At 70.9% G+C, this 24,041-nt stretch carries 21 protein-coding genes; 13 read left to right on the top strand and 8 right to left on the bottom strand.

The window, feature by feature from the left end; all coding sequences use genetic code 11:
* The first annotated feature begins 41 nt into the window (after positions 1-41).
* A complete protein-coding gene (locus OHT76_RS14700; protein ID WP_328871270.1) occupies positions 42-578 on the top strand; it encodes a SigE family RNA polymerase sigma factor in 537 nt (178 codons plus the stop codon).
* The gene (locus tag OHT76_RS14705) at positions 571-1,497 is read left to right on the top strand and encodes a hypothetical protein (RefSeq protein ID WP_328871271.1); all 927 of its coding nucleotides are present in this window, start codon (positions 571-573) and stop codon (positions 1,495-1,497) included. The genes OHT76_RS14700 and OHT76_RS14705 overlap by 8 nt, the downstream gene beginning before the upstream one ends.
* Positions 1,498-1,540: 43 nt before the next feature.
* Here OHT76_RS14705 and OHT76_RS14710 read toward each other — a convergent pair whose 3' ends face one another.
* Entirely contained in the window at positions 1,541-2,149 is a 609-nt protein-coding gene (locus OHT76_RS14710; protein WP_328871272.1) for a TetR/AcrR family transcriptional regulator, read from the bottom strand.
* Between OHT76_RS14710 and OHT76_RS14715 the strand changes: the two genes are divergently transcribed.
* On the top strand, positions 2,150-2,527 hold the full coding sequence (locus tag OHT76_RS14715) for an ester cyclase (RefSeq protein ID WP_328871273.1): 378 nt from the start codon (positions 2,150-2,152) through the stop codon (positions 2,525-2,527).
* Here OHT76_RS14715 and OHT76_RS14720 read toward each other — a convergent pair.
* Entirely contained in the window at positions 2,511-3,224 is a 714-nt protein-coding gene (locus OHT76_RS14720) for a FadR/GntR family transcriptional regulator (RefSeq protein WP_328871274.1), read from the bottom strand. The genes OHT76_RS14715 and OHT76_RS14720 overlap by 17 nt on opposite strands.
* A gap of 239 nt (positions 3,225-3,463) precedes the next feature.
* Here OHT76_RS14720 and OHT76_RS14725 point away from each other — a divergent pair, with 239 nt between their 5' ends.
* The 6 genes from OHT76_RS14725 to OHT76_RS14750 all read left to right on the top strand — a co-directional run bounded on the left by OHT76_RS14725 (position 3,464) and on the right by OHT76_RS14750 (position 11,566).
* Positions 3,464-5,095 (top strand): ABC transporter substrate-binding protein, encoded by a 1,632-nt coding sequence (locus OHT76_RS14725; protein WP_328871275.1) that lies wholly within the window; start codon positions 3,464-3,466, stop codon positions 5,093-5,095.
* Positions 5,096-5,099: 4 nt separating this feature from the next.
* Positions 5,100-6,062 carry an ABC transporter permease gene (locus OHT76_RS14730; protein ID WP_328871276.1) on the top strand — a complete coding sequence of 321 codons (963 nt, stop codon included), beginning with the start codon at positions 5,100-5,102 and terminating at the stop codon, positions 6,060-6,062.
* Complete coding sequence (locus OHT76_RS14735) at positions 6,059-8,032, top strand: dipeptide/oligopeptide/nickel ABC transporter permease/ATP-binding protein (protein ID WP_328871277.1); 1,974 nt, start codon at positions 6,059-6,061, stop codon at positions 8,030-8,032. The genes OHT76_RS14730 and OHT76_RS14735 overlap by 4 nt, the downstream gene beginning before the upstream one ends.
* The gene (locus tag OHT76_RS14740) at positions 8,029-9,042 is read left to right on the top strand and encodes an ABC transporter ATP-binding protein (RefSeq protein ID WP_328871278.1); all 1,014 of its coding nucleotides are present in this window, start codon (positions 8,029-8,031) and stop codon (positions 9,040-9,042) included. The genes OHT76_RS14735 and OHT76_RS14740 overlap by 4 nt, the downstream gene beginning before the upstream one ends.
* Positions 9,039-9,965: a dihydrodipicolinate synthase family protein gene (locus tag OHT76_RS14745; RefSeq protein ID WP_328871279.1), complete on the top strand. Its 927-nt coding sequence runs from the start codon at positions 9,039-9,041 to the stop codon at positions 9,963-9,965. The genes OHT76_RS14740 and OHT76_RS14745 overlap by 4 nt, the downstream gene beginning before the upstream one ends.
* 113 nt (positions 9,966-10,078) lie before the next feature.
* Entirely contained in the window at positions 10,079-11,566 is a 1,488-nt protein-coding gene (locus OHT76_RS14750) for an FG-GAP and VCBS repeat-containing protein (RefSeq protein WP_328871280.1), read from the top strand.
* A 23-nt stretch (positions 11,567-11,589) separates the two neighbouring features.
* On the opposite strand, the gene OHT76_RS14755 is transcribed toward OHT76_RS14750, so the two are convergent.
* From OHT76_RS14755 to leuA, 6 genes are all read right to left on the bottom strand, one after another.
* Positions 11,590-12,774 carry a sialidase family protein gene (locus OHT76_RS14755; RefSeq protein WP_328871281.1) on the bottom strand — a complete coding sequence of 395 codons (1,185 nt, stop codon included), beginning with the start codon at positions 12,772-12,774 and terminating at the stop codon, positions 11,590-11,592.
* 36 nt (positions 12,775-12,810) lie between these two features.
* Positions 12,811-13,473, bottom strand: a complete 663-nt coding sequence (locus tag OHT76_RS14760; RefSeq protein WP_328871282.1) for a response regulator transcription factor — start codon at positions 13,471-13,473, stop codon at positions 12,811-12,813.
* Positions 13,470-14,696 carry a sensor histidine kinase gene (locus tag OHT76_RS14765; protein ID WP_328871283.1) on the bottom strand — a complete coding sequence of 409 codons (1,227 nt, stop codon included), beginning with the start codon at positions 14,694-14,696 and terminating at the stop codon, positions 13,470-13,472. Before OHT76_RS14765 ends, OHT76_RS14760 begins: the two co-directional genes overlap by 4 nt.
* A 170-nt stretch (positions 14,697-14,866) precedes the next feature.
* Entirely contained in the window at positions 14,867-16,954 is a 2,088-nt protein-coding gene (locus OHT76_RS14770; RefSeq protein ID WP_328871284.1) for an MMPL family transporter, read from the bottom strand.
* Between the two features lie 138 nt (positions 16,955-17,092).
* Complete coding sequence (locus OHT76_RS14775) at positions 17,093-17,788, bottom strand: tellurite resistance TerB family protein (RefSeq protein WP_328871285.1); 696 nt, start codon at positions 17,786-17,788, stop codon at positions 17,093-17,095.
* A 231-nt stretch (positions 17,789-18,019) separates the two neighbouring features.
* Positions 18,020-19,741: a 2-isopropylmalate synthase gene (gene leuA / locus OHT76_RS14780; RefSeq protein WP_328871286.1), complete on the bottom strand. Its 1,722-nt coding sequence runs from the start codon at positions 19,739-19,741 to the stop codon at positions 18,020-18,022.
* A 319-nt stretch (positions 19,742-20,060) separates the two neighbouring features.
* Between leuA and OHT76_RS14785 the strand changes: the two genes are divergently transcribed.
* The 4 genes from OHT76_RS14785 to OHT76_RS14800 are packed head-to-tail and all read left to right on the top strand — an operon-like array spanning position 20,061 to position 24,028.
* Positions 20,061-21,134, top strand: coding sequence for a M4 family metallopeptidase (locus OHT76_RS14785; protein ID WP_328871287.1), 1,074 nt, complete (start codon positions 20,061-20,063; stop codon positions 21,132-21,134).
* 20 nt (positions 21,135-21,154) lie between these two features.
* Positions 21,155-21,421: a protealysin inhibitor emfourin gene (locus OHT76_RS14790; RefSeq protein ID WP_328871288.1), complete on the top strand. Its 267-nt coding sequence runs from the start codon at positions 21,155-21,157 to the stop codon at positions 21,419-21,421.
* A 46-nt stretch (positions 21,422-21,467) separates the two neighbouring features.
* Positions 21,468-22,790, top strand: coding sequence for a GH1 family beta-glucosidase (locus OHT76_RS14795; RefSeq protein WP_328871289.1), 1,323 nt, complete (start codon positions 21,468-21,470; stop codon positions 22,788-22,790).
* Entirely contained in the window at positions 22,787-24,028 is a 1,242-nt protein-coding gene (locus tag OHT76_RS14800) for an MFS transporter (protein WP_328871290.1), read from the top strand. Before OHT76_RS14795 ends, OHT76_RS14800 begins: the two co-directional genes overlap by 4 nt.
* The last annotated feature ends 13 nt before the right edge of the window (positions 24,029-24,041 follow it).

Below are 24,041 nucleotides of genomic sequence, written 5' to 3' on the forward strand. Positions count from 1 at the left end.
TCCGTGCGGGTGGTGGTCTGGAGGGCGAGGGAGGGTGCTTGATGCAGGTCGAACTAGAAGACCGGTTCCAGGAGTTCGTCAGAGCCCGGTGGTCCCATCTCGTACGGACCGCCTATCTGCTCACCGGCGACGCGCACCACGCCGAGGACCTGACGCAGACGGCGCTGGCGAAGGCGTACCGGTCGTGGCGGCGCGTGGCGCGCAGCGACAACCCGGAGGCGTACGTCCGGCGGATGCTGGTCAGCTGCAACAGCGACCGCTTCCGCAAACGGCGGGTGCCCGAGTCGCTGACCGCGGCGCCGCCGGAGAGGGCGGGCCGCGACGAGGCCTACGCCTGGGCCGACGAGCGCAGTGCCCTGCTGTCGGCGCTCGCCCAACTGCCGCCCCGGCAGCGGGCGGTGGTCGTGCTGCGGTACTGGGAGGACCTGTCCGAGGCGGAGGTCGCGGACGCGCTCGGCTGCGCGCCGGGCACGGTGAAGAGCCAGGCGTCCAAGGGGCTGGCGAAGCTGCGTACCTATCCGGGGCTCGCGCGGATGGTGGGCGGGCACGTGTCGACGGGGGGATCCACAGGTGAGTGACGAGCAGGACGCGCGGGACGAGCAGGAGTTCGAGGAGCAGGTGCGGGAGCTGCTGGCGCAGGACGCGTACACCATCCGCCCCTCGGCGGCGCCGTATCCGGAGATCCGCCGCAAGGGCGTGGTCGAGCGGCGGCGCCGGGTGGCGGCGGCCGGGGCGGTGCTGGTGACGCTGGCCGCGATGCCGGTGGGGGCGTACGCGGTGGCCGGGGGCGGCGGGGGCGGGAGTACGGCGGCCTCGCCGACGCCCACGGTCAGCGCCACGCACGACCCGACGCCGACCCCGACACCGACCCCGTCAGGGCCCGCACGCCCCGCCACCGACGGCCAGCTCCTCGACGGGATCACCTTCGAGCAGGCGGCGGACGCGGTCGACCAGTGCATCGCCTACGACGCGCAGCACACCCTCGGGCCGGACGACACCGACCTCGGCCCGGCGGACAGCTACCGCATCATCCTGGCGATGAAGAGCACCGGCGACTCCAACGCACCCGGTGACGGCATGTATGTCGTCGCGGTGAAGAAGGACGACCCGCAGCAGACCCGGATGATCTGCAACATCCGCGAGGGCGAGGCCCAGGGCCTGAACGTCGGCGGGGGCGGGGATGTACCGGACGCCCCGCCGGTCGTCGCGGACATCAACGGCGGCAAGCTGTACCAGCAGTCGTTCCTGGACAAGGGCAACTGGAAACTCCCCTTCCGCTGGGGCGTGATCGGCACCTTCGAGCCCTCGGTCGCGAAGGTCACCGTCTCCTACGGCGGCGCGACCAGCCAGGCGGCCCTGGACCACGGCTGGTTCGTGGCCTCCGGCGTCCTGAACGAGCAGGTCACCGTCGCACCCCGGGTCAAGGGCTACGACGCCGGCGGCAAGCTCGTCTACGACTCCGACCAGGACCGGACGTACGAGAAGACGCTGCCGTAAGCAACAACGCCTGAGGGGGTGCCGTACAGGGGTCGGCACCCCCTCAGGCGTCCGCTGCCTCCCGCAGCGCCTTCTCCAGCAGCGCCCCCGCCGCCCAGCGCATGACGTCCTTCGCCTCCTCCGCGTCGAGTCCGCAGGCGTCCCTGGTGGTGACCAGGGCCTCCATGCCGTAGACGAGGGTCACGGCCATCGTCAGCCTGCGGTGCAGCTCGGGCGGGAGGGTGTCGTCGAGGGGTTCCAAGGCGGTGCGGGTGAGGTCGAGGCGGGTGCGGTTGCGGGTGGGGACGTCCCCGGCGCTCGCGTCCCAGCGCTCCAGCGCCGCCCGCAGCAGCGCCCGCCACAGGGCCTCGTCGGCGAACTGCAGCTCGGCGGTCCGGGTCACCATCGCGTCCAGCCGCTCGGCCGGGTCCTCGGGCAGATCGGCGAGCAGCTCCGGGGCGCGCGTCACCGTGCGGGTCTCCAGCAACAGGTCCTGCGGGCTGGAGAAGTATCGATACGCCGTGGCCACGGACACCTGGGCGGCCTCCGCCGCGTCGGCGATGGTGACCGGTCTTCCCTCACGCACCAGGGTCACGGCCGCTTCTATGAGGGCGCGCCGGGTGCGCAGTTTCTGGTTGCGGCGGCCGTCGACGACGCCCTGATCGGCACGCACATGCTGGCCGAGGAGCACGGGGACCCGGCGGACGCGGTCTCCGTCTTCACCGACGACATCGAGCACGACGTCGTCGGCTTCCCGGGGGACCCGATCCACGGGATCCCGGCCGCTCTCGACCGCTACCACCAGCTGGTGAAGGACCTCCGCGTCGAGAAGGCCGAGCGCACGCACAGCTACTACGCCGAGGCCGCCGCGACGGTCGAGGATCTGGTCACCGCCGTGGTCACTGGTCGGTTCCTGGGCATCCCCGGCAACAACCGCCGGATCACCTTCCGGATGCTGCACGTCTTCGAGTTCACGGACGGCAAGATCTCACGGGAGAACGTCTGGCTGGACGGCGGCGCCATCGTCGCCCAGCTCACGGCCCAGGACTGACCGCAGGGGCGGTTCGCGCCTCGATCCCGTGGAAGTGGACCGCCATCGCGCGCTGCGCGCCCTCGATGTCCCGGGCGCGCAGCGCGTCGACGATGTCGCGGTGCCGGCGGACGGTGACCTCGGGGGCCGGCTGGTCGGGGCGGCCGAGTTCGCCGGAGACCCGCCTGAAGACGGTCCAGAAGGCGCCGAGGAGCTGCGGCACGAGGGCGTTGCCGAGTGAGGCGTAGAGCAACTCGTGGAATTCGCGGTCGAGTTCGTCGAAGGGCAGGCCCGCGCGTCCCGCCGCGTCCATCCGGGCCACCACCCCTTCGAGACGGTCCAGTTCCGCCTCGGTGAGCGTGGTCGCCACCCGGCGGATCAGGCCCTCCTCCAGCACCTCGCGGACCTGGAGGATCTCGGCGAGCGCCCCGGTGTCGTGGGCGTGCCGGGCGAGCGCGCGGAAGGTCAGTCCGTCGACCAGCGGGGTCATCGAGGCGTGCCCGACATAGGTGCCGTAGCCGTGCCGGATCTCCACGATGTCCAGCGCCTGGAGCGCCTTGAGCGCCTCTCGGACGGAGTTGCGGCTCACCTTGAGGTCCGCCATCAGCTCCGCCTCGGTGGGCAGCGGAGCGCCGGGCGCGAGCCGGCGGTCGAGGATCAGCTGGACCACCTGGCGCCGTATGCGACTGTTCCCGGTCTCCCCGGCCATGCGCGGCATCGTACGCGCCTAGGACGTCCCACGTCCCACCTCTGTGCCAAGCAGGCCAACTCCCGGCATTTCGCGCCGCCATTGGTCCGACCTGTGGCGGAATAGGCCATTCGTGTGTGATGCCTTGACCGCCCCCATCACCGCTCCTATGGTCGCGGCTGACTGTCAGGACGTAGGACGTCGTATCTCCCCGTCGGATCTCACCGTCGTATCTCCCCTCCCCCCACCCCCTTCCTTCTGGAGGAACCGTGCGCGACGTGACCCACGACGTGCCGGCGCTCGGTCGCCGGACCTTCCTGAAGCACACCGGCGCGCTGGGTGCGGCCGCCGCCGTCTCCGCGTCCCTGTCGGCCTGTTCGGCCGGGCCCGAGTCCACCAACGACACCGGCGGCGGGGCGGGCGGCGCGAACCGGACCCTGACCGCGGTGATCGGCTACGGCAATGACGGCAGCTGGGATCCCACGCAGACGGCGTCGGCGTTCTGCATGGCCGCCAACAACCACATCTACGAGGGCCTGCTGGACACCGATCCGATCTCCCGCGAGCCGTATGCCGCTCTCGCCACCCAGGTGCCGGCCGATCCGAACGCCACCACCTGGCGGTTCGCCCTGCGCGAGGGCGCGACTTTCCACGACGGTAAGCCGGTCACCGCCGACGACGTGGTGTTCGTCTTCGACCGGATCCTCGACCCGAAGACCCAGACCCTCGCCAAGGGCTTCTTCGCGAGCTGGCTCAAGGAAGTCCGCAAGGTCGACGCGCAAAGCGTCGAGCTGGTGCTCAAGTTCCCTTTCCCGGACGGCCTTTCGCGGCTCACTCTCGCCAAGGTCATGCCGAAGCACGTCTTCTCGCAGCCGGGCGGCTGGGAGGAGGCCATCAAGGGCAAGGCGATCGGCTCCGGGCCGTACCGGCAGACCGCGCACCACCCGAAGTCCAACACCACCTTCGAGGCGTTCGCCGAGTACAACGGCCCGCGCAGGCCCGCCTTCAAGAAGATGAACTGGCTGACCATCGTGGACGCGGCCCCGCGCGTGGCCCGTATCTCGGGCTCCAGCGCCGGGGCGCAGATCTCCGACAACATCCCCTACGCCAACATCGGCCAGCTCGAGGGCGGCGGGCTCACGGTCGCGGGCGGGGCCGGGATGAACAACCTGTTCCTGATGTTCAACACCCGGCACAAGCCCTTCGACGACGTCCGCGTACGACAGGCCCTGCACTACGCGATCGACACCGAGAAGATGGTGCAGGTGGCGCTCAAGGGGCACGGAAAGCCGTCGAGTTCCTTCCTGAACGAGGCCAACCCCGCCTACCGGCGCGCCAAGACGGTCTACGACTACGACCCCGACCGGGCGAAGGCGCTGCTGAAGGAGGCCGGGGTCAGCGGGCTGAAGATCGACATCCTGGCGGTGAACGTCAGCTGGATCGTGGACTGTCTGCCGACCATCAAGTCCTCCTGGGACGCGATCGGCGTGAAGACGACCCTCAACCCGCAGGAGACGACGGCCGTGTTCACCAAGATGGACCAGAAGCAGGACTACCAGGTCGTCGCCGCCGCCTCGAACCCCAACCAGTTCGGCCTCGACGCCGATCTGATCATGCATTACAACTACGGCCCCACCAACCTGTGGATGGGATACACCCGTTGGGCCACCGACCCGGTCGCGAGGCAGCTCTTCAAGGACATGGACCGGGCGACCCAGGAGCCGGACCCGGACCGGAAGAAGACGATGATCCAGGACTACATCGATGTCGTCGCCGAGCAGGCCGTGCTCTACCCGGTCGTCCACAACGAGCTGATGACGGCCTGGGACGCGCAGCTGCTCTCCGGCATAAGGGCACAGCCGTACCCCGGGATCAACCTGCTCCAGGCGAAGTGGGCCTAGCGGCATGACCGCGGTCGTACGGATCCTGCTCCGCCGCATCCTCCTGCTCGTCCCGCTGATGCTCGGCATCGTGCTGTTCGTGTTCCTGGTGATGCGCTTCTCGGACGTCGACCCGGCGTCCGCCTTCTTCCAGGGGGCGAACCCCACCCCCGAGCAACTCCACCAGTTCCGTGAGGAGAACGGCCTGCTGGATCCGCTGCCCGTGCGCTACCTCGCCTTCGTGGGCGATCTGCTGCAGGGCGACATGGGCACCAGCGCGCTCACCCGCGGCGAGGTGATCGACCAGGTGATGACCGCGCTGCCGCTCACCATGCAGCTCACCTTCCTCGGGCTCGGCATCGCGATGGTGCTGGCGCTGCTCGGCGGAGTCACCGCGGCCATCTACCGCGACCGGCTGCCGGACCAGATCATCCGGGTGGTCTCGCTGACCGGCGTGGCCGCGCCCGGCTTCTGGCTGGCGCTGCTGATGATCCAGTACCTGGCGGTGGACCTGGGCTGGTTCCCGACCGGCGGCTACATCAACCCCGCGGACTCCTTCACCGGCTGGCTGAAGACGATGACGCTGCCCGCCCTGGCCCTCTCGCTGCCGGTGGCGGCCCAGCTCACCCGCATTGTGCGGACGTCGGTCGTGGAGGAGCTGGACAAGGACTACGTCCGCACGGCGATCGGCAGCGGACTGCCGCCGCGGGTGGTCGTGGGCCGGAACGTGCTCAGGAACGCCCTGGTCAATCCGCTCACCGTGCTGGGCCTCAGGGTCGGCTATCTGCTGGGCGGCGCGGTCGTCATCGAGACGATCTTCTCGCTGCCCGGCATGGGCAAGCTGATGATCGACGCCGTGAAGAACGGCGACCCGGCGGTCGTCCAGGGCGTCGTACTGACCACGGCGTTCGGCTTTGTGATCGTCAACCTCGTGATCGACGTCCTCTACCTGCTGGTCAACCCGCGACTGAGGGATGCGGCCGCATGATCATGACGCGCAAGAGCCTCACCGAGGCCCTCTCCCGCCCCGGCATCCGGCTGCGCGGCCGGCGGCGGCTGCCGCTGATGTCGAAGCTGGCCGTCTGCTTCCTGGCCCTGGTGGTCTTCGTCGCCCTGTTCGCGCCGCTGCTGGCCCCGCACGATCCGCTCGACCAGCAGCCACCCGTCGACGGCACCGGACACCCCTCGACCGAGTACTGGATGGGCCAGGACAGCCTGGGCCGGGACATCCTCAGCCGGCTGATGTACGGCGCCCGTTGGTCCCTCGCCATCGGCCTCGGCGCCACCGCGCTGGCCCTGGTCGCGGGCGCGCTGATCGGGGCGGTCGCGGCGACCTCCCGCAAGGCGGTCGACGAGACGCTGATGCGCTGTCTGGACGTGGTGATGGCGTTCCCCGGCATCGCCCTCGCGGCCGTCCTGGTCGCGGTGTTCGGCGGCGGGATCACCGTCCTGATCTGCGCCATCGCCTTCCTGTTCACCCCGCCGGTGGCCCGTGTGGTCCGGGCCAACGTCCTCGACCAGTACGGCGAGGACTATGTGACCGCGGAACGGGTGATCGGCGCCCGGACCCCGCACATCGTGTGGCGGCACGTGGCCATCAACTGCGCGGCGCCCGTCCTGGTCTTCTGCACGGTGCAGGTCGCCGAGGCCATCGTCTTCGAGGCGTCGCTGTCCTTCATCGGCGCCGGGGTGCGGCCGCCCGACCCGTCCTGGGGCAGTGTCATCGCGGACGGCAAGAACATGGTGCTGACCGGGGGTTGGTGGGCGACGGTCTTCCCGGGCCTGGTGATCCTGTTCACCGTGCTCTCGCTGAACATCCTCTCCGAGGGCGTCTCGGACGCATGGGCGGCACCGGCGGCCCGGGAGGTGGAGGTCCACGAGGAGCCGGACCGGATCGAGGCGCCGGAGCCCGGCAGCGGGGCCGTGGTACAGCTGCCCGGACTTGCCGAGGCCGCCCGGCGGCTGCGCTCCAGGGCCCGACCCCTGCCCATGGGCGCCCAGCCGGTGCTGGCCGTGGAGCACCTCGCCATCGGCTTCGAGGGCCGCCACCGGGGCGTGGACATCGTCGACGGCATCAGCTTCGAGGTGCAGCCCGGCGAGGTGCTGGGCCTGGTCGGCGAGTCGGGCTGCGGCAAGTCGCTCACCGCACTGACCATCATGGGCCTGCAGCCCAAGGGCGCCCGCGTGAGCGGCCAGGTCCGCTTCAACCAGCGGGAGTTGCTGGCCGAGCCGATGCGGGCGCGGCGCAAACTGCTCGGGCACGAGATGGCGATGGTCTACCAGGACGCCCTGTCCTCGCTGAACCCGGCGATGACCATCCGCGCCCAGCTCAAACAGGTCGTACGGCGCGGAGGCCGCCGTACCCCCGCCGAACTGCTCACCCTCGTCGGCCTCGACCCCGAACGCACCCTGCGCAGCTACCCGCACGAGCTCTCCGGCGGCCAGCGTCAGCGCGTGCTGATCGCCATGGCCCTGTCCCGCGAGCCGAAGCTGATCGTCGCCGACGAGCCGACGACCGCGCTGGACGTCACCGTGCAGGCGCAGATCATGGCGCTGCTGCTGCGGCTGCGCGAGGAGCTGGGCTTCGCGTTGATCCTCGTCTCGCACGACCTGGCCCTGATCGCGGACGTCACTGACCGGGTGGTGGTGATGTACGGCGGACAGGTCGTCGAGACCGGGGTGACCGCCGACCTGGTGGAGGCACCGGCCCACCACTACACGCGCGGGCTGCTCGGCAGCGTGCTGTCGCTGGAGGGGGCCGCCGAGCGAATGACGCAGATCAAGGGCGTCGTCCCGTCCCCCGCCGACTTCCCCGAGGGCTGCCGGTTCGCCGACCGCTGCCCCCGGGCGACCGACCTGTGCCGCACGACCCCGCCCGATCTGCTGGGCACCCCCACCCATACGGCGGCCTGCCACCACCCGGCGGTCGAGCTGGTGACCACGGAGGTCGTGAATTGAAGTCGATCGTCGAACTGACCGACACCCACGTCGTCCACAAGGCCCGCAGCGGCGGCCTGTTCACCCGGGACCGCGTGTACGCCCTGACCGGCGCCGACCTCGCGGTGGCCCCCGGCGAGACCGTCGGCGTGGTCGGCGAGTCGGGGTGCGGGAAGTCGACGCTGGCGAAAGTGCTGGTGGGGGTGGAACGGCCGACCTACGGCACGGTGACCTTCCGGGGCCGAGACCTGTGGACCATGCCGCCGGGCGAGCGGCGCGAGACGGTCGGCCGCAGCACCGGAATGATCTTCCAGGACCCCTCGACGGCCCTCAACCGGCGGCTGACCGTCCGGCGGATCCTGCGCGACCCGATGGACGTCCACGAGCAGGGCACACGACGTGAACGCGACGACCACGTACGGGAGTTGATGACCCTCGTCGGCCTCCCCCGGGCCCTCGCCGACGCCCTTCCGGGGCAGCTCTCCGGCGGCCAGCGGCAGCGCGTCGCCATCGCCCGCGCCCTGGCCCTCGACCCCGATCTGGTGGTCGCGGACGAACCGACCAGCGCCCTGGACGTGTCGGTCCGCGCCCAGATCCTCAATCTCCTGCTGGACCTCAAGGAGCGCCTGGGCCTGGCCCTGGTCTTCGTCTCGCACGACATCCAGACGGTACGGCGGATGAGCGACCGCGTGATCACCATGTACCTCGGCCGGATCGTGGAGGAGGCCCCGGCCGACCGGGTGACGGACGGCTCCTGTCACCCGTACACCCGCGCCCTGTTCTCGGCGACCCCCGGGCTGCTGCATCCGGTCGACCCGATCCCGCTGGTCGGACCGGTCCCCTCGGCCACCCGGCCGCCCAGCGGCTGCCCCTTCCGGACGCGGTGCTGGAAGGCGACAGAAGTGTGCGCACAGGAGATGCCGGAATTTTCCGACGCGTCCACGCCGGGGCACCGATACCGCTGCCACCATCCTGTCGAGGAGGACCGGTCGACCCGCGACCTGGCACAGTCCGCAAGGGAGCCATCATGAACCCGCTCACCGGTGTCATCCCGCCCGTCTGCACGCCTCTGACACCGGAACGCGAGGTCGATGTCCACTCGCTGCTCAGGCTGGTCGACCATCTGGTGGACGGCGGAGTACGGGGGCTGTTCGTGCTCGGCTCGACCTCAGAGGCCGCGTATCTGACGGACCGGCAGCGGCGTCTTGTGGTGGAGACGGTGACCCTGCATGTGGGCGGCCGGCTGCCGGTGCTGGCCGGGGTGATCGACATGACGACGCCCCGGGTGCTGGACCACGTGGCCAAGGCGGTGGGGGCCGGGGCGGACGCGGTGGTGGCGACGGCCCCGTTCTACGCGGCCACCCACCCGGCCGAGATCGCCCGCCACTATCGGCTGATCGCCGCCGAGAGCCCGGTCCCCGTCCTCGCCTACGACATCCCGGCCGCCGTGCGCACCAAGCTCCCCGCCGATCTGGTCCTGGAGCTGGCCGCCGAGGGCGTACTGGCCGGGCTGAAGGACTCGAGCGGCGATCTGGCCGCCTTCCGTGAGGTCGTCACCGGCGTCCGGGCCCACCCCGACATCACCGACTTCAGCGTGCTGACCGGCTCCGAGCTGGTCGTCGACGCGGCGCTGGCGCTGGGCGCGGACGGCGCGGTGCCCGGTCTCGCCAATGTCGACCCGCACGGCTACGTCCACCTGGACCGGCTGTGCCGGAGCGGCGACTGGCACCGGGCCCGGGCCGAACAGGAGCGGCTGTGCGCCCTGTTCGGCATGGTCCGGGTCGGCGATCCCGCCCGGATGGGCGGCAGTTCCTCGGCGCTGGGCGCCTTCAAGGCGGCCCTGCATCTGCGCGGGATCATCGACTGCCCGGCGACGGCCGAACCCCAGGTGCCGCTCGCGCAGGAAGAGGTCGAGCGGGTCGGCAAGTTCCTGGCGGCGGCCGGTCTGCTCTGAGGTGAACGCCGAATGGACTGCGTACAACCATTCGGTTTCACCGCGGGTCTTGAGGTGGTGCGCGGGCCGACCTGACGGCTCGTCGCACCACCGCACTCTGAGCAGGAGGCCCTGTGCGCAAGCGCACACTTCGTATGACGGTGGCCACCGCCGTGGCGATGGCGGCATCGGCCGCCCTCGCACCCGTGGCGCAGGCCGACCCGGCCGCCGTAGCCGCCACCGGCCTGGCGAAGGCCGACTTCAACGGCGACGGCGTCGCCGACACCGCCACGGCCGCACCCCATGCCACCGTGAGCGGCCACAAGGGCGCCGGATACATCGCAGTGACCTACGGCAGCCGCACCCTGGCGCTGAAGGAGCAGTCCCGCAAGGTCCACCACCAGAACAGCAGCGGGGTGCCGGGCAGCGCGGAGGCCGACGACCAGTTCGGCTCCGCCATGACGGCCGCCGACCTCGACGGCGACGGCTACACCGACCTCGTCGTCGGATCGCGCGGCGAGGACTCCGGAACCCTCTACGGCTCGGGCACGCTGACCGTGCTGTGGGGCGGCAAGGGCGGCCTCACCGGCGGCACCGTCGTCAAGGGCGCCGACGGCGAGTCCCTCGGCCAGGCCCTGACCGCAGGCGACTTCGACGGGGACGGTCACCCGGACCTGGCCACCGGCACCAGGGTCGCCCACGGCCCGTTCGGCCGGACCACCGGGCCGGCCCGCACCGAGACGATGGACGTCCGGGTCGACGGCGCGGAGGAGGAGCTCTGGAACGCCCCCACCCTGGCCACGGGGGACGTCAACGGCGACGGCATCAGTGATGTCGTGGCCGTCGTCTCGCACGGCGAGGGGGAGCTGCCGTACCACGGCCCCCGCCTGGCGGAGTACTTCGCGGGCAGCCGCGACGGACTGACGGCCGCGCGGATACTGAAGGACCCGAAGACCGGTCAGCCCCTGGACGGCGGCGCCGACGTCGCCGTGGGCGACCTCGACCGGGACGGCTACGCCGACATCGTGCTCGGCCGCAGCGGCGAGGAGGACATGGACGGCACCGAGGAGGTCACCCGCCTGGGCGGCGCCGTCGAGATCGTGCGCGGGACCGCCTCCGGCCCGGACACCACGAGCCCGCGCACCCTGTTCCACCAGGACAGCGCGGGTGTCCCGGGCACCGCCGAGTACGGGGACGACTTCGGCCGCGCCGTCTCCCTCGGCGACGTGAACGGCGACGGCCGTCTCGACCTCGCGATCGGCGCCCGCGGGGAAGGCCTCGGCACCCTGGCCGGCGCGGGTTCGGTGACCGTCCTGCTGGGCGGCGGCACGGGGCTCACCACGACGGGCGCGAAGTCCCTCACCCAGGACACCGCCTCGGTGCCCGGCACCGCCGAGAGGGCCGATGCCTTCGGCGCCGCCGTGCACCTGGCCGACACCACCGGCGACGGTCGTGCGGAGCTGTTCGCCGGAGCGCCGGGGGAGAACTCCTGGGCCGGTGCGGTCTGGGCGCTCAAGGGCACCGCCACCCAGGTGACCGGCACCGGCTCGGCCTCCTTCGGCCCGTCGGCACTGGGGATGACCTCCTCGCAGGGCGGCCTGGGCACGGCCTTCGACCGCTGACGTCCCGCGGCTGCCGGGCTGCTCTAGAGGGTGTTCACCGGCAGCCGGCGGAACTCGATCGACTCGTACGGCCCGCTCACGCCCGTCTCGTACAGGACTCCGACCGTGCCCGGGTCGACTCTCACGAGGTCCGAGTAGGCGGCCCGCTGCTGAGACAGCGTCAGCACCTTGGTGAAGCTCGTCCCGCCGTTGGTGCTGCGCCAGACCGCCATGGCCTGCCGGGAGGTGGGCACGGACGGGCCCGAGAACAGCAGGGGCGCGCCGAATCCGGGGAGCTGGAGGATGCTCGCCTGCACGACGGGCACCTCGTTGAGGGTGGGCTGGACGGCGTACGGCCGGAACAGGCTCCGGCCGCCGTCCCCCGACCAGCTGTCGAGGCGGTGGCCGATGCTGGTGCCGTGCTGGTCGCGGGCGTTGAAGTAGAGCCTGCCGTCGGGCAGTTCGGCGGCCGTGGTCTCGTTGGCGTTGTGCCGGCCGTCGTAGTCGTCGTCCACGAAACCCGTGCGCCAGGTGGTGCCGCCGTCGTCGCTGTAGATGGCGTGGCCGCCGTAGTACTTGGGCTCCTGGCCCGAGTCGGCGGAGCCGGGCGGCGGGGCCGCGGAGTGGTTGGAGGGGACCACGAGACGGCCCGCGTGGGCGCCGTACCGGATGGCGACGGCGTGCCCGGGTCCGGTGGCGTACCAGCGCCAGTTCGGCTGCTTCACCTGGTCGGTGATCTCCCGCGGCCGGCCGAAGCGCAGGCCGTCGTCCCAGCTCTTCTGGACGAAGACCCGGCGGCTCTGCTCCGGTGTCACCTCGCCCCGCATGATCTGCCCCTCGGTCACGGCCCCGCTGTTGTAGGAGGTGACCAGCACGATCGCGCCCGTACGCGGATCCACCACCGGCGCCGGATTGCCCCGGGTGTCGCCGTCCCCGGCGGCCACCACGGTCAGCGGGCCCCAGGTGCAGCCGCCGTCGGCGGATCGTCTGAGGACGACGTCGATGTTCCCGGTGTCGCCCGCGCTGTCGTGCCGGCCCTCGGCGAAGGCCAGCAGCGTGCCCCGGCGGGTGGCGACCGTCGCCGGGATGCGGTACGTGTCGTAGCCGCCCTGCCCCGAGACATACGGGACGGAGGACGTGCATTCGGCGACCGCCGAGGCCCGGCCGGTCGCGGTGAGCGGGGTGAGGAGTACTGCGGTGACAAGAAGTGTGCGGCTCAGGAGGGCCATCGAGCTCCCTTGACGGAGTGTCAGTTGACCTGTCCGTCACATGGTTCCCGGAGTCACCAGACCCGACTCGTACGCCACGATGACCAGCTGTGCCCGGTCGCGCGCCCCCAGCTTGCCCATGATGCGGCTGACGTGGGTCTTCGCCGTGAGCGGGCTGAGCCCCAACGCGTCCGCGATCTCGGTGTTGTTGAGCCCCCGTGCGACCAGCGTGAGCACCCCGCGCTCCCGCTCGGAGAGGCACTCGGGACCGCCCACGGCAGGGGTTGAGGGGCTGCGCAGAAATCGCGCGATCAGCCGTGCCGTGGGGCCCGGTGACAGCAGCGCCTCACCGGCGGCGACCGTGCGGATGGCGTCGAGGAGTTCGGCCGGACGGGTGTCCTTCACCAGGAAACCGGAGGCCCCGGCCCGCAGCGCCTCCACGATGTGCTCGTCGGTGTCGTACGTCGTCAGCACCAGTACCCGCACCCCGGCGAGGTCCTCGTCGGCCGCGATCAGCCGGGTGGCCTCGATGCCGTCGAGGTCGGGCATGCGGATGTCCATCACGACGAGGTCGGCGCGTTCGGTGCGGGCCAGTTCCAGCGCCTCGCGGCCGGTGCCGGCCTGTCCCACGACCTCCATGTCCGGCGCGGACTCGACGAGCATGGCGAACGCGGCCCGGACCAGGGTCTGGTCGTCGGCGAGCAGGACGCGGATGGTCACGTGGCTCCTCCCAGCGGAAGTACGGCGGTCACCTGGAAGCCGCCCCGGTCGCACGGCCCGGCGTCGAGTGTGCCGCCCACGCTGCGGGCGCGCTCGCGCATTCCGACCAGACCGAAGCCGGGCGGCTTGCCGGGGGTCGGCCCGGTGCCGTCGTCGGTGACGGCGAGATGCAGGGCGCCGTCCCGCTCGTGCAGGTCGACCCGGACTGCCGGTTCGGGTCCCGCGTGCCGTACGGCGTTGGTGAGCGCCTCCTGGACGATGCGGTAGGCGGCGGCGCCGACGGCCGGGGGCGCCTGCCGGATCCGTACCGTCTGCTCGACCTTCGCGCCCGCCAGCCGGGCGGCCTCCACCAGGTCGGGCAGACCGTCGAGTCCGGGCAGCGGGCCGCGCGCGTCGGCCGGGCCGGGCTCGCGCAGCACCTCCAGCGTGGTGCGCAGTTCACCGCGGGCGCTGCGGCAGGTCTCGGCGATGTCGTCGAGGGCCTTGGCGACCGTCTCCCGGTCCAGGCGCTCGGGGTCGGCGGCCAGCACATGCGCGGCGACCGAGGTCTGCACACCGATCAGGGTGATGCTGTGGGCGAGCAGATCGTGCAGATCGCGGGCGATGCGCAGACGTTCCTCGGCGACCCGGCGGCGGGCCTCCTCCTCGCGGGTGCGCTCGGCACGTTCGGCGCGTTCGACGATGGCGGCGACGTACTGGCGGTAGTAGCGGGTGGCGATGCCGACGAAGATGACGGCGACGACCCAGCCGTAGATGCGCAGCAGTTCGGCGGCCTGTTTGTTCTCGCCCGCGGTGAGCATCACGGTCAGGGAGATGCCGAGGCCCGCGCCGCTGACCAGGAGTGTTCTGAGGGGGCGTTGGGTGACGGTGACCGTGTACAGCGCGATGAACGAGGCGGGGACGGGCGCGGTGTGGTTGTTGTCGAGGGCGTGGTAGGGCACGACGAGCGCCACCACCGCGGCGATCACCAGCAGCGGCCTGCGCCGCCGCCACACCAGCGGCACATGGGCACCGACCAGCAGCACCCAGCCGAGGCCGTCGGGCCGGCGGCCGTCGTCGGTGAACAGCGCCATGCAGACGGCCACAAGGGCCGCCGCCACCGCGAGCAGCGCGTCATTGCGGGTGCCGTGCGGGGCGGTCGTCGGTTCACGGTTGATCGCGGCCATGATCCGCTCGCCGATACGCGGACGGGCCGCCGGGTTGGGTTGCTGCACGGGGGTCATCTTCCGCCAGGAAGGCGCCCTCCGGGAGACAGCGAGGGAGCCGAAGGGCGCGCCGGTGTATAGAGAGCGAACGCGCGGAGGCCCGAAGGGCTGAGCACGATCGCTCTCTATACACCGGCTGAAAGCGCCCGTAGGCGACCGAGCCATCAAGGCGGAGGGGCGCCGGTCGGTCAGTGGGCTGCGGCGGTGATCCGCTCCGGTTCCTTCGGTGGTACGGGGTTCTCGGGCTCCTTGGACAGGGCGCCGGGCCACCACAGCTTGCGGCGCAGTGCGACGCTCGCGCTGGTCACCAGGTAGGTGCGGACCAGGAAGGTGTCGAGGAGCACGCCGACCGCGATGACGAAGCCGAGCTCGACGAGTTGCACCATCGGCATGCTGGTGAGCACCGCGAAGGTGGCGGCAAGGACCAGGCCCGCGGAGGCGATGACCCCGCCCGTGGTGCGCAGCGCGGTGAGCGCGGCGGGGACGGGTTCGGCGCCGTTCAGGGACTCCTCGCGCATACGGTGCATCAGGAAGATGCCGTAGTCGACGCCGAGGGCGACCAGGAACACGAAGGAGAGCAGTCCGAGCCCCGGATCCGTGCCCTCGAAGCCGAACACCGGCCCGAAGACGAGCCCGCCGATGCCGAGGGCGGCGGCCCATACGGCGACCACGGCCGCCACCAGGATCAGTGGCGCGACGATCGAGCGCAGCAGCGCGACCAGGATGAGGAACACGGACACCAGCACGATCGGTACGACGATCAGCCGGTCGCGGGCATTGGTGTCCTTCAGGTCGATCTGCTCGGCGCTCGGTCCGCCGACATAGGAGCCGTCGAGCCGGTCGCGCAGTTCCTCGATGGTCGCGGTCTCCCCCGCGGACTGCGGCGCCGAGGAGGCGAGCACGGAGATCTCGATCCAGCCCTCTCCGGTACGTCCGGGTTCGGCGCTGTCGACACCCTCGGTGCCGCGGATGTCGGTGAGGGTGGCCTCGGCGCGGTCGGCCGGGGTGATGACGGTGATGGCCTGGGTGGAGCGCTCGGGATAGGCCTGGTTGAGGGTCTCCATGGCGGCGACCGCGTCGGGCTTGCTGGTGAAGGAGTCCTCCTGCTTGAGATCGCCGGGCAGATTGAACGTGCCGAGTGCGAGCGCCCCGAGGAGCAGGGCGCCGCCGACGAGCACGGTCACCGGGCGGCGTCCGGCGGAGCTGCCCATCGCGGCGAACAGCGAGCGGCGCGCCTTGGGGGTGCTGCCGTACCGCGGGATCAGCGGCCAGAACACACGCCGCCCGAGCAGCACCAGGACGACGGGCAGCAGCGTCAGCATGGCGACGAGCGCGCACAGCACACCGACGGTGCCGAGCGGCCCCATGCCCCGGCTGGAGTTGAGATCGGCGGCGAGCAGACAGAGCAGTCCCGCGGCGACGGTCCCGGAGGAGGCGAGCACGGCGGGCCCGCAGCCCCGCAGCGCGGCGACCATGGCGTCGTACGGCCGCTCGATGCGGCGCAGTTCCTCGCGGTAGCGGGAGACGAGCAGCAGGGCGTAGTCGGTGCCCGCGCCGAAGACGAGGATCGTCATGATCCCGGAGCTCTGGCCGGACACGGAGGTGCCGAACCACTGGTTGAGCCCATAAGCGACGGCCATGGACAGGTAGTTGGCGACCCCGGCGACGACGAGAGGCACCAGCCAGAGGAACGGACTGCGATAGATGATGATCAGCAGCAGCGCCACGACGGCGACGGTGGTGTAGAGCAGCGGTCCGTCGAGCGAGTTGTAGACCTCGGAGGCATCGGTGGCCAGGGCCCCCTCACCGCCGACCTCCACACTCAGCCCGTCCGAGCCCTGCGCGACGTCCCGCACGTCGTTGACGAGTTCGTCCCGGGCTTCCTCATCGGTGCCGGGTTCGTTGCTGGCGACGGGATACATCAGCGTGGTCCCGTCCTTGGACGGAACCCCGGTGGGCTCGGTGACGAGCCGATGCGCGCCTTCTATCTCGGCGATCTGCTCGGCGGCGGTGGCCTTGTCGGCCTCCGTGAGTCCCCCGTCCCGGTGATAGACGACGACCATCTGCGTGGTCTCGCCGCCGGGCAGCCGGTCCTGGATCTTGGCGACCTGGGTGGAGTCGGCGCTGGCCGGCAAATAGTCGACGGCCCGGTCCCGCTGCACATCGGCAAGCTTCGAGGCGAACGGCGAGGCGATCGCCAGCACGACGATCCACAGCCCGAGCACGAGCCAGGGAATGCCCCGCCGTCGTCGTACGGATGTCCTTACGGCCCCCATCTGGCGGGCCTCCCTCCGGTCCGGTGTCTGGGTCGTCTCCAGACTCCCGGCGCGAAGGGGCGGGTTCGTCGGGCGGGAGGGCGAGTTGAACAGTACTTCCGGGGGCGGCGGAAGGCCTCTGTTACTCCCCGGGGAGTATTAGGACGGAGTACGGGCCGCCGCCAGCAGCCGCGTCACATCGTCCCCGCAGATCGTCAGCGCCGCGCCCACCGTGCTCAGGACTTCCCGCTCGGCGGGGGTGTACGGGCCGTCGGCCAGGGCGATGCGGGCGCCCTGGAGGAGGATCGATTCGCGGCCCGCGGGGGCCAGGTGCGGGGCAAGGGGGTCCAGGGCCTCGTGGAGCTCTATGGCCAGGCCCGCTCCGCAGGGTTCACCGAGCACTCGGCCGGTGTCGGCGGCCAGCGCCTCGACCAGGGCGTCGAGCTGCTCCTCGGTGCAGTCGTCGAAGCCGGCCGCGCGGACCGCACAGGCGGCGGTCTCCAGGGCCGTACGGGCGCAGGAGCCGCCCGCGGCGAGGACGGCGAGGGCGACGGTGTGGACGGCGTCGCGGAGCATCGCGGAGAAGCGGGTGGTGGTGGGGTGGTCCAGCACGTCGGTGCCGAAGTGACGGCGACAGGCCGCGCACTCCACCACCGGCCCGGTCTCGCCGCGCGCCAGCACCGGCACGCCCAGCAGCGTGAAGCGGCGGCGCCCGGTCAGCCGCTGGTAGTTGCGGTCACCCCCGCAGCCGGGACAGAAGAACTCCCCGTCGCCGACGGGCGTCCACGCGGTGCGCGTGCCCAGGATGCGGGCAGGCCTCGCGGCACGGCCGTTTCGTCCCCGTCCTGGCAGCACGTCGCACCTCCGCGTGACCCCGCGGCAACATCGCCGCGCTTGCGTGATGTTAGCCACATCCCAGAGCCCTAGTCAGCACCCAGGACGAGACCTTTCCGTGACCTGCACAAGGATTGGCTTGTATACGCCGGGCAAGGAAGACGTACCTAGGGGCGCGAGGAACTGCGCGACCAGCCACGACGAAAGCCGCAGCCGACCCACAACCCCCCGCGGCACCCCAGTAGTCGCCTGTTACCGAGCAGCCCGGTTAACGGCGGAGACGACGGCCTTCAGCGAGGCCCGAGTCGTATTCGCATCGATCCCGATCCCCCACAGCACCGTGCCATCAATCGCACACTCGATATACGACGCGGCCTGCGCAGACGCACCCTCGCTCATCGTGTGCTCCTGATAGTCCAGCAGCCGCACATCGATCCCGATGGACTGCAGGGCGTCGAAGAAGGCCGAGATCGGACCGTTGCCGGTACCCGTCAGCACCGTGTCCTGGCCATCGACGGTGGCTTCCACGCGCAGCGTGTCCACGCCGTCCGTGTCGGTCGTCGACTGCCCGTTCCTGACCTGAATCCGACCCCACGGGTTCTCGGGGTTCGGCAGGTACTCGTCCTGGAAGACCGTCCAGATGTCGGAGCCGGTGACCTCGCCACCCTCCGCGTCCGTCTTCGCCTGGATGAGCTTGGAGAACTCGATCTGCATCCGGCGCGGCAGGTCCAGCTTGTGGTCGTTCTTCAGGACGTACGCGATACCGCCCTTGCCGGACTGCGAGTTGACGCGAATGACCGCCTCGTACGACCGCCCGACATCCTTCGGGTCGATCGGCAGGTACGGCACCGCCCACTCGATGTCGTCGACGGTGACCCCACGGGCCGCCGCGTCGGCCTCCATCGCGTCGAAGCCCTTCTTGATGGCGTCCTGGTGGGAGCCGGAGAAGGACGTGTAGACCAGGTCGCCCACGTACGGGTGGCGCGGGTGGACCTCCATCTGGTTGCAGTACTCCCACGTACGACGGATCTCGTCGATGTCGGAGAAGTCGATCTGCGGGTCGACGCCCTGCGAGAACAGGTTCATGCCCAGGGTGACCAGGTCGACGTTGCCGGTGCGCTCGCCCTGTCCGAACAGACAGCCCTCGACGCGGTCGGCGCCGGCCATCAGCGCCAGCTCGGCGGCGGCGACGGCCGTACCCCGGTCGTTGTGGGGGTGGATCGACAGGCAGACGTGCTCGCGGCGGGACAGGTTGCGGCCCATCCACTCGAAGCGGTCGGCGTGGGTCGACGGGGTCGAACGCTCCACGGTGGCGGGCAGGTTGAGGATGATCTCGCGGCCGGGACCCGGCTGCCAGACGTCCATGACCGCCTCGCAGACCTCCAGCGCGAAGTCCAGCTCGGTGTCGGTGAAGATCTCGGGGCTGTACTGGTAACCGAACTCCGTCTCCGGGCCCAGCAGCTTCTCCGCGTACTCGATCACCAGACGCGTGCCGTCGACGGCGATCTGCTTGATGTCGTCCTTGGAGCCGCGGAAGACCACCCGGCGGAAGACCGGCGCGGTGGCGTTGTACAGGTGGACGGTGGCCCGCTTGGCGCCCTTCAGGGACTCCACCGTGCGCTCGATCAGGTCCTCGCGGGCCTGGGTCAGTACGGAGATCGTGACGTCGTCGGGGATCGCGCCCGGCTCCTCGATGATCGAGCGTACGAAGTCGAAGTCCGTCTGGCCCGACGCCGGGAACCCGACCTCGATCTCCTTGTAGCCCATCTTGACCAGCTGGTCGAACATCCGGCGCTTGCGCTCGGGCGACATCGGGTCGATCAGGGCCTGGTTGCCGTCACGCAGATCGGTGGAGAGCCAGCGGGGGGCGGTGGTGATGCGCTGGTTCGGCCAGGTGCGGTCCGCAATGTCGACCTGGTCATAGCGGCCGTACTTGTGGATCGGCATGGAAGTGGGCTGCTGGCGATTCGCCATGTTTGCGGGGCTCCTCAGGATGTCCGGAAGGACGGCCGACGACGCAACGCGAAGCTCCGCGGGGAGGGAGTCGACCTGGACTACAGGCCCTCGCCGCGGCAGCTAAGAAGAAGCAGCCCGAAAAACATGATGCGCAGCATGCTAGCCGAGCCGCCCGCGATGCGGCGGTGCGTATCAGTATGCGGGACCGCACGGGCAAACAGGACAAAAAGTGCGCCATACCACTTCGGGACCGCCCTGCGGGCGCCTTGTCGGCACATTTCACCAATCATGGTTGCGGGTAGTGACAGCGGCATAACACAGTGCAATGGTGCCGGGCATGACGACCTACGGGGGCCATGAGCCCGTCTTCTGCACCGTCGTACCACCGCATGTCCTCGACAAGCTGGCCCAGGCCGAGGACCCCGCGCTCGCCGGACCGGCCCGCCGGACCCTCCAGCGCGACGCCTATGAGCGCACCCACCGCCGGCTGACCACCGTGCTCGGCGCGCCCGCCGTCGCCCCACCCGCCGGCGCCGAACCCGACAAGCCGCTCCGCACGATCTACGACGCCCGGCACGGCACCGACCTGCCCGGCAGGAAGGTCCGCGGGGAGGGCGAGGAGCCCGGCAAGGACGCCACCGTCAACCGCGCCTACGCGGGCCTCGGCGCCACCTTCGAGCTGTTCCTCAAGGCCTACGAGCGCAACTCCATCGACGGCAACGGACTGCCGCTGGACGCGACCGTGCACTACGAGAAGGACTACAACAACGCCTTCTGGAACGGCGAGCAGATGGTGTTCGGCGACGGAGACGGCGAGATCTTCCTCGACTTCACCATCCCCATCGACGTCATCGGCCATGAACTCGCCCACGGCGTCACCCAGTACACCGCCAACCTCACCTACTTCGGCCAGCCCGGCGCCCTGAACGAGTCGATGTCGGATGTCTTCGGCGCGCTCATCAAGCAGTACACGCTCGGCCAGACCGCCGCCGAGGCCGACTGGCTGATCGGCGCCGGGCTGCTCGCCCCGCGGGTGACGGGCAAGGCGCTGCGCTCGATGAAGGAGCCGGGTACGGCGTACGACGACGACGTCCTCGGCAAGGACCCGCAGCCCGCGACGATGGACGACTACGTCCGCACCGGTCGCGACAACGGCGGCGTGCACATCAACTCCGGTATCCCCAACCACGCGTTCTACCTCGCGGCCACGGCCCTCGGCGGCCATGCCTGGGAGCGCGCCGGGCAGATCTGGTACGACGTGCTCACCGGCGGCGAGCTGAAGGCGCAGGCCCTGTTCGTCGACTTCGCCACGCTGACCGCCGCTGCCGCGAAGGCACGGTACGGCGACGGCAGCGAGGAGCTCCAGGCGGTGGCCAAGGCCTGGGAGCAGGTCGGGGTGCGCACGCTCTGATTCCGTACTAGACAGGTCCCATGCGTATTCAGGTGAGGCGCACGGGCGGATTCGCGGGCATCGAGCGGCATGCCGAGGTCGACACCTCGGCGCGGCCCGACGCACCCGAGTGGCATGCCCTGGCCGAGAAGGCGGTCGCCGCGGGCCGGGGCACGCCACCTGTCGGGGTGCCCGACGGGTTCAGCTACCAGATCACGGTGGACGGGAAGACCGTGTACTGCTCCGATCCACGACTGACCGAGGAACAGCGCAAGCTGATCACCAAAGTGCTCAAGGAAGGCGCGTAACCGCTTGTTCACGCCGGGCCGTTGACTTCCCTTACCGGCGGTACGGATGATCCGGCGCATGGCGACTCAAGAGCACCCGATACCCCAGTTCCCGGCGGGCTTCCTGTGGGGCGTATCGACCTCCGCGCACCAGATCGAGGGCGCGGCCGAGCTGCGCGAGCCGTCCGTGTGGGACGCCTTCACGGATGTGCCGGGGCGGGTGAAGGACGGCTCGACGGCGGCGGTGGCCTGCGACCACTACCACCGCTACCGCGAGGACGTGGCCCTGCTGGCGGACCTCGGGGTGGGCGCGTACCGCTTCTCGATCTCCTGGCCGCGGGTCAACTCCCCCGGCGGGCTCGACTTCTACGACCGTCTCGTGGACGAGCTGTGCGCGGCGGGCGTCCGCCCGGTGCCCACGCTCTTCCACTGGGATCTGCCGGTCGGTCTGGACTGGCTGGAGCGGGACACCGCGGCCCGGTTCGCCGAGTACGTGTCGGTGGTGGCCGAGCGGCTCGGGGACCGCGTACACAAGTGGATCACCCTCAACGAGCCCGCCGAACACACCCTGCTGGGTCATGCCCTCGGCACCCACGCGCCGGGCCGGCAGCTCCTCTTCGACGCGCTCCCCGTCGCCCACCACCAGCTCCTCGCCCACGGTCTGGCCGTACGGGCGCTGCGCGCGGCCGGGGTCACGGACCTCGGCATCGCCAACTCGCACGGGCCGACCTGGCCGGCGTCGACAGAGCCCGCCGACGTGGAGGCGGCCGAGTTCTACGACGTCCTGCTCAACCGGCTGTTCGCGGACCCGGTCCTGCTCGGTGAATACCCGGCGGGGCTGGGCGAGTTGATGCCGGGCGACGTCGAGGCGGACCTGAAGGTCATCGGCGAGCCGGTCGACTGGTACGGCATCAACTACTACGCCCCGACGAAGGTGGGCGCCCCGCAGGGCGCGGAGATCGAGTTCGGCGGCATCACCATGCCCGCGGAACTCCCCTTCTCGGTCCGGGAGATCGAGGGCGTCCCGGTCACCGACTTCGGCTGGCCGGTGGTCCCCGAGGCGCTCACCGAACTCCTCACCACCTTCCACGAGCGCTACGGCGACCGACTCCCACCCGTCGTCATCACCGAGAACGGCTGCTCGTACGAGGGCGTCGACGACCAGAACCGGATCACCTACCTGGACGGCCACATCCGCGCGCTGCACCGGGCGGTGGAGGCGGGCGTGGACGTCCGGGGCTACTTCGTCTGGTCGCTCCTGGACAACTTCGAGTGGGCGGAGGGCTACGCACGCCGGTTCGGGCTGGTCCAGGTGGACTACGAGACCCTGGAGCGGACCCCGAAGGCGTCGTACGGCTGGTACCGGGATGTGCTGCGGGCACAGGGATGACGGTCACCGCCCTGGCCGAGCCCACAGACCGGGTCGGCCGGGGCTGGACAACCGCCCTGTCGCTCGCCAACTGGGCGATCTGGGTGGGCTGGTACGGCCCGCTGCAGATCCTGCTGCCCGAGCAGGCGCAGGACTTCGCGCCCGGTACCGGGATGTCGAAGGAGACGCTGCTGGCCTGGGTGACCGGAGTCGGCGCGGCGGTCTCACTGGTGGCGAACCCGCTCTTCGGCGCCCTGTCGGACCGGACGACGGCCCGCTGGGGGCGCCGTAGGCCCTGGATCGTGGCCGGGGCGGTCGGCGGCGCGCTCTCACTGTCGCTGCTCGCCGGGGCGGGTGGGCTGTGGACGATGATGCTCGGCTGGTGCCTGGTCCAGCTCACCCTGAACGCGGCCTTCGCGGCGGTGACGGCGGCCGTGCCGGACCGGGTGCCGCGGCTCCAACGGGGCTCGGCGGGCGGCCGGTTGGGGGCGGCGCAGATCCTCGGTGCGGTCGCGGGGACGGGGCTTGCGACGGCGGTGGGCGGGATCGCGGCGGGGTATGTGGCGTGCGCGGTGTTCGCGCTGGCGGGTGTCCTGCCGTACGTGCTGCGGTACGGGGATCTCCGGCTGGCGGTCGCGGACCGGCCGGCGTGGTCCGCCAAGGCCTTCCTCCGGGGCTTCTGGCTCAGTCCGCGTCGCTACCCGGACTTCGGCTGGGCCTGGCTGACCCGCTTCCTGATCAACCTCAGCAACGCCCTCGTGATCCTCTACCTCCTGTACTACCTGCGGGACCGCCTGCACCACGACGACCCGGAGTCGGGCGTGCTGATCCTGACCGCGGTGAACAGCGTGACGCTGCTGGCCACGGTCGTGGTGGGCGGCGTCTGGTCGGACCGCGTGGGTCTGCGCAAGCCGTTCGTGCGCTGGTCCGGGGCGCTGATGGCGGCGGCCACCGCCCTGCTGGCGGCGTGGCAGACCTGGCCGAGCGCGATCGTCGTGGCGGCGCTGCTGGGGGTGGGTCTCGGCGTGTTCATGTCGGTGGACTTCGCGCTGATGACGGACGTCCTGCCGAAGGCCCTGGACCGCGGCAAGGACCTCGGCGTGATCAACGTCGCCAACGCCCTCCCCCAGGTCGCCGCCCCGGCCGTGGCCGCCCCGATCGTGACCCACCTCGGCGGGTATCGGGTGCTGTATCTGGTGGCGGCGGCGGTCGGGCTGGCGGGGGCGGTACTGGTGGGACGTATCAAGGGCGTGGACTGAACCCCCGGACCGA

Origin of the sequence: Streptomyces sp. NBC_00287 (genome assembly GCF_036173105.1) — a bacterium.
Taxonomy (GTDB): domain Bacteria; phylum Actinomycetota; class Actinomycetes; order Streptomycetales; family Streptomycetaceae; genus Streptomyces.

Coding starts and splice junctions, on each gene's coding strand:
- OHT76_RS14770 (WP_328871284.1), bottom strand. CDS start 16,954: ATGGGGGCCGTAAGGACATCCGTACGACGACGGCGGGGCATTCCCTGG.
- OHT76_RS14785 (WP_328871287.1), top strand. CDS start 20,061: ATGACGACCTACGGGGGCCATGAGCCCGTCTTCTGCACCGTCGTACCA.
- OHT76_RS14720 (WP_328871274.1), bottom strand. CDS start 3,224: ATGCCGCGCATGGCCGGGGAGACCGGGAACAGTCGCATACGGCGCCAG.
- OHT76_RS14715 (WP_328871273.1), top strand. CDS start 2,150: ATGCTGGCCGAGGAGCACGGGGACCCGGCGGACGCGGTCTCCGTCTTC.
- OHT76_RS14735 (WP_328871277.1), top strand. CDS start 6,059: ATGATCATGACGCGCAAGAGCCTCACCGAGGCCCTCTCCCGCCCCGGC.
- OHT76_RS14765 (WP_328871283.1), bottom strand. CDS start 14,696: ATGACCCCCGTGCAGCAACCCAACCCGGCGGCCCGTCCGCGTATCGGC.
- OHT76_RS14800 (WP_328871290.1), top strand. CDS start 22,787: ATGACGGTCACCGCCCTGGCCGAGCCCACAGACCGGGTCGGCCGGGGC.
- OHT76_RS14745 (WP_328871279.1), top strand. CDS start 9,039: ATGAACCCGCTCACCGGTGTCATCCCGCCCGTCTGCACGCCTCTGACA.
- OHT76_RS14700 (WP_328871270.1), top strand. CDS start 42: ATGCAGGTCGAACTAGAAGACCGGTTCCAGGAGTTCGTCAGAGCCCGG.
- OHT76_RS14790 (WP_328871288.1), top strand. CDS start 21,155: ATGCGTATTCAGGTGAGGCGCACGGGCGGATTCGCGGGCATCGAGCGG.
- OHT76_RS14730 (WP_328871276.1), top strand. CDS start 5,100: ATGACCGCGGTCGTACGGATCCTGCTCCGCCGCATCCTCCTGCTCGTC.
- OHT76_RS14755 (WP_328871281.1), bottom strand. CDS start 12,774: ATGGCCCTCCTGAGCCGCACACTTCTTGTCACCGCAGTACTCCTCACC.
- OHT76_RS14795 (WP_328871289.1), top strand. CDS start 21,468: ATGATCCGGCGCATGGCGACTCAAGAGCACCCGATACCCCAGTTCCCG.
- leuA (WP_328871286.1), bottom strand. CDS start 19,741: ATGGCGAATCGCCAGCAGCCCACTTCCATGCCGATCCACAAGTACGGC.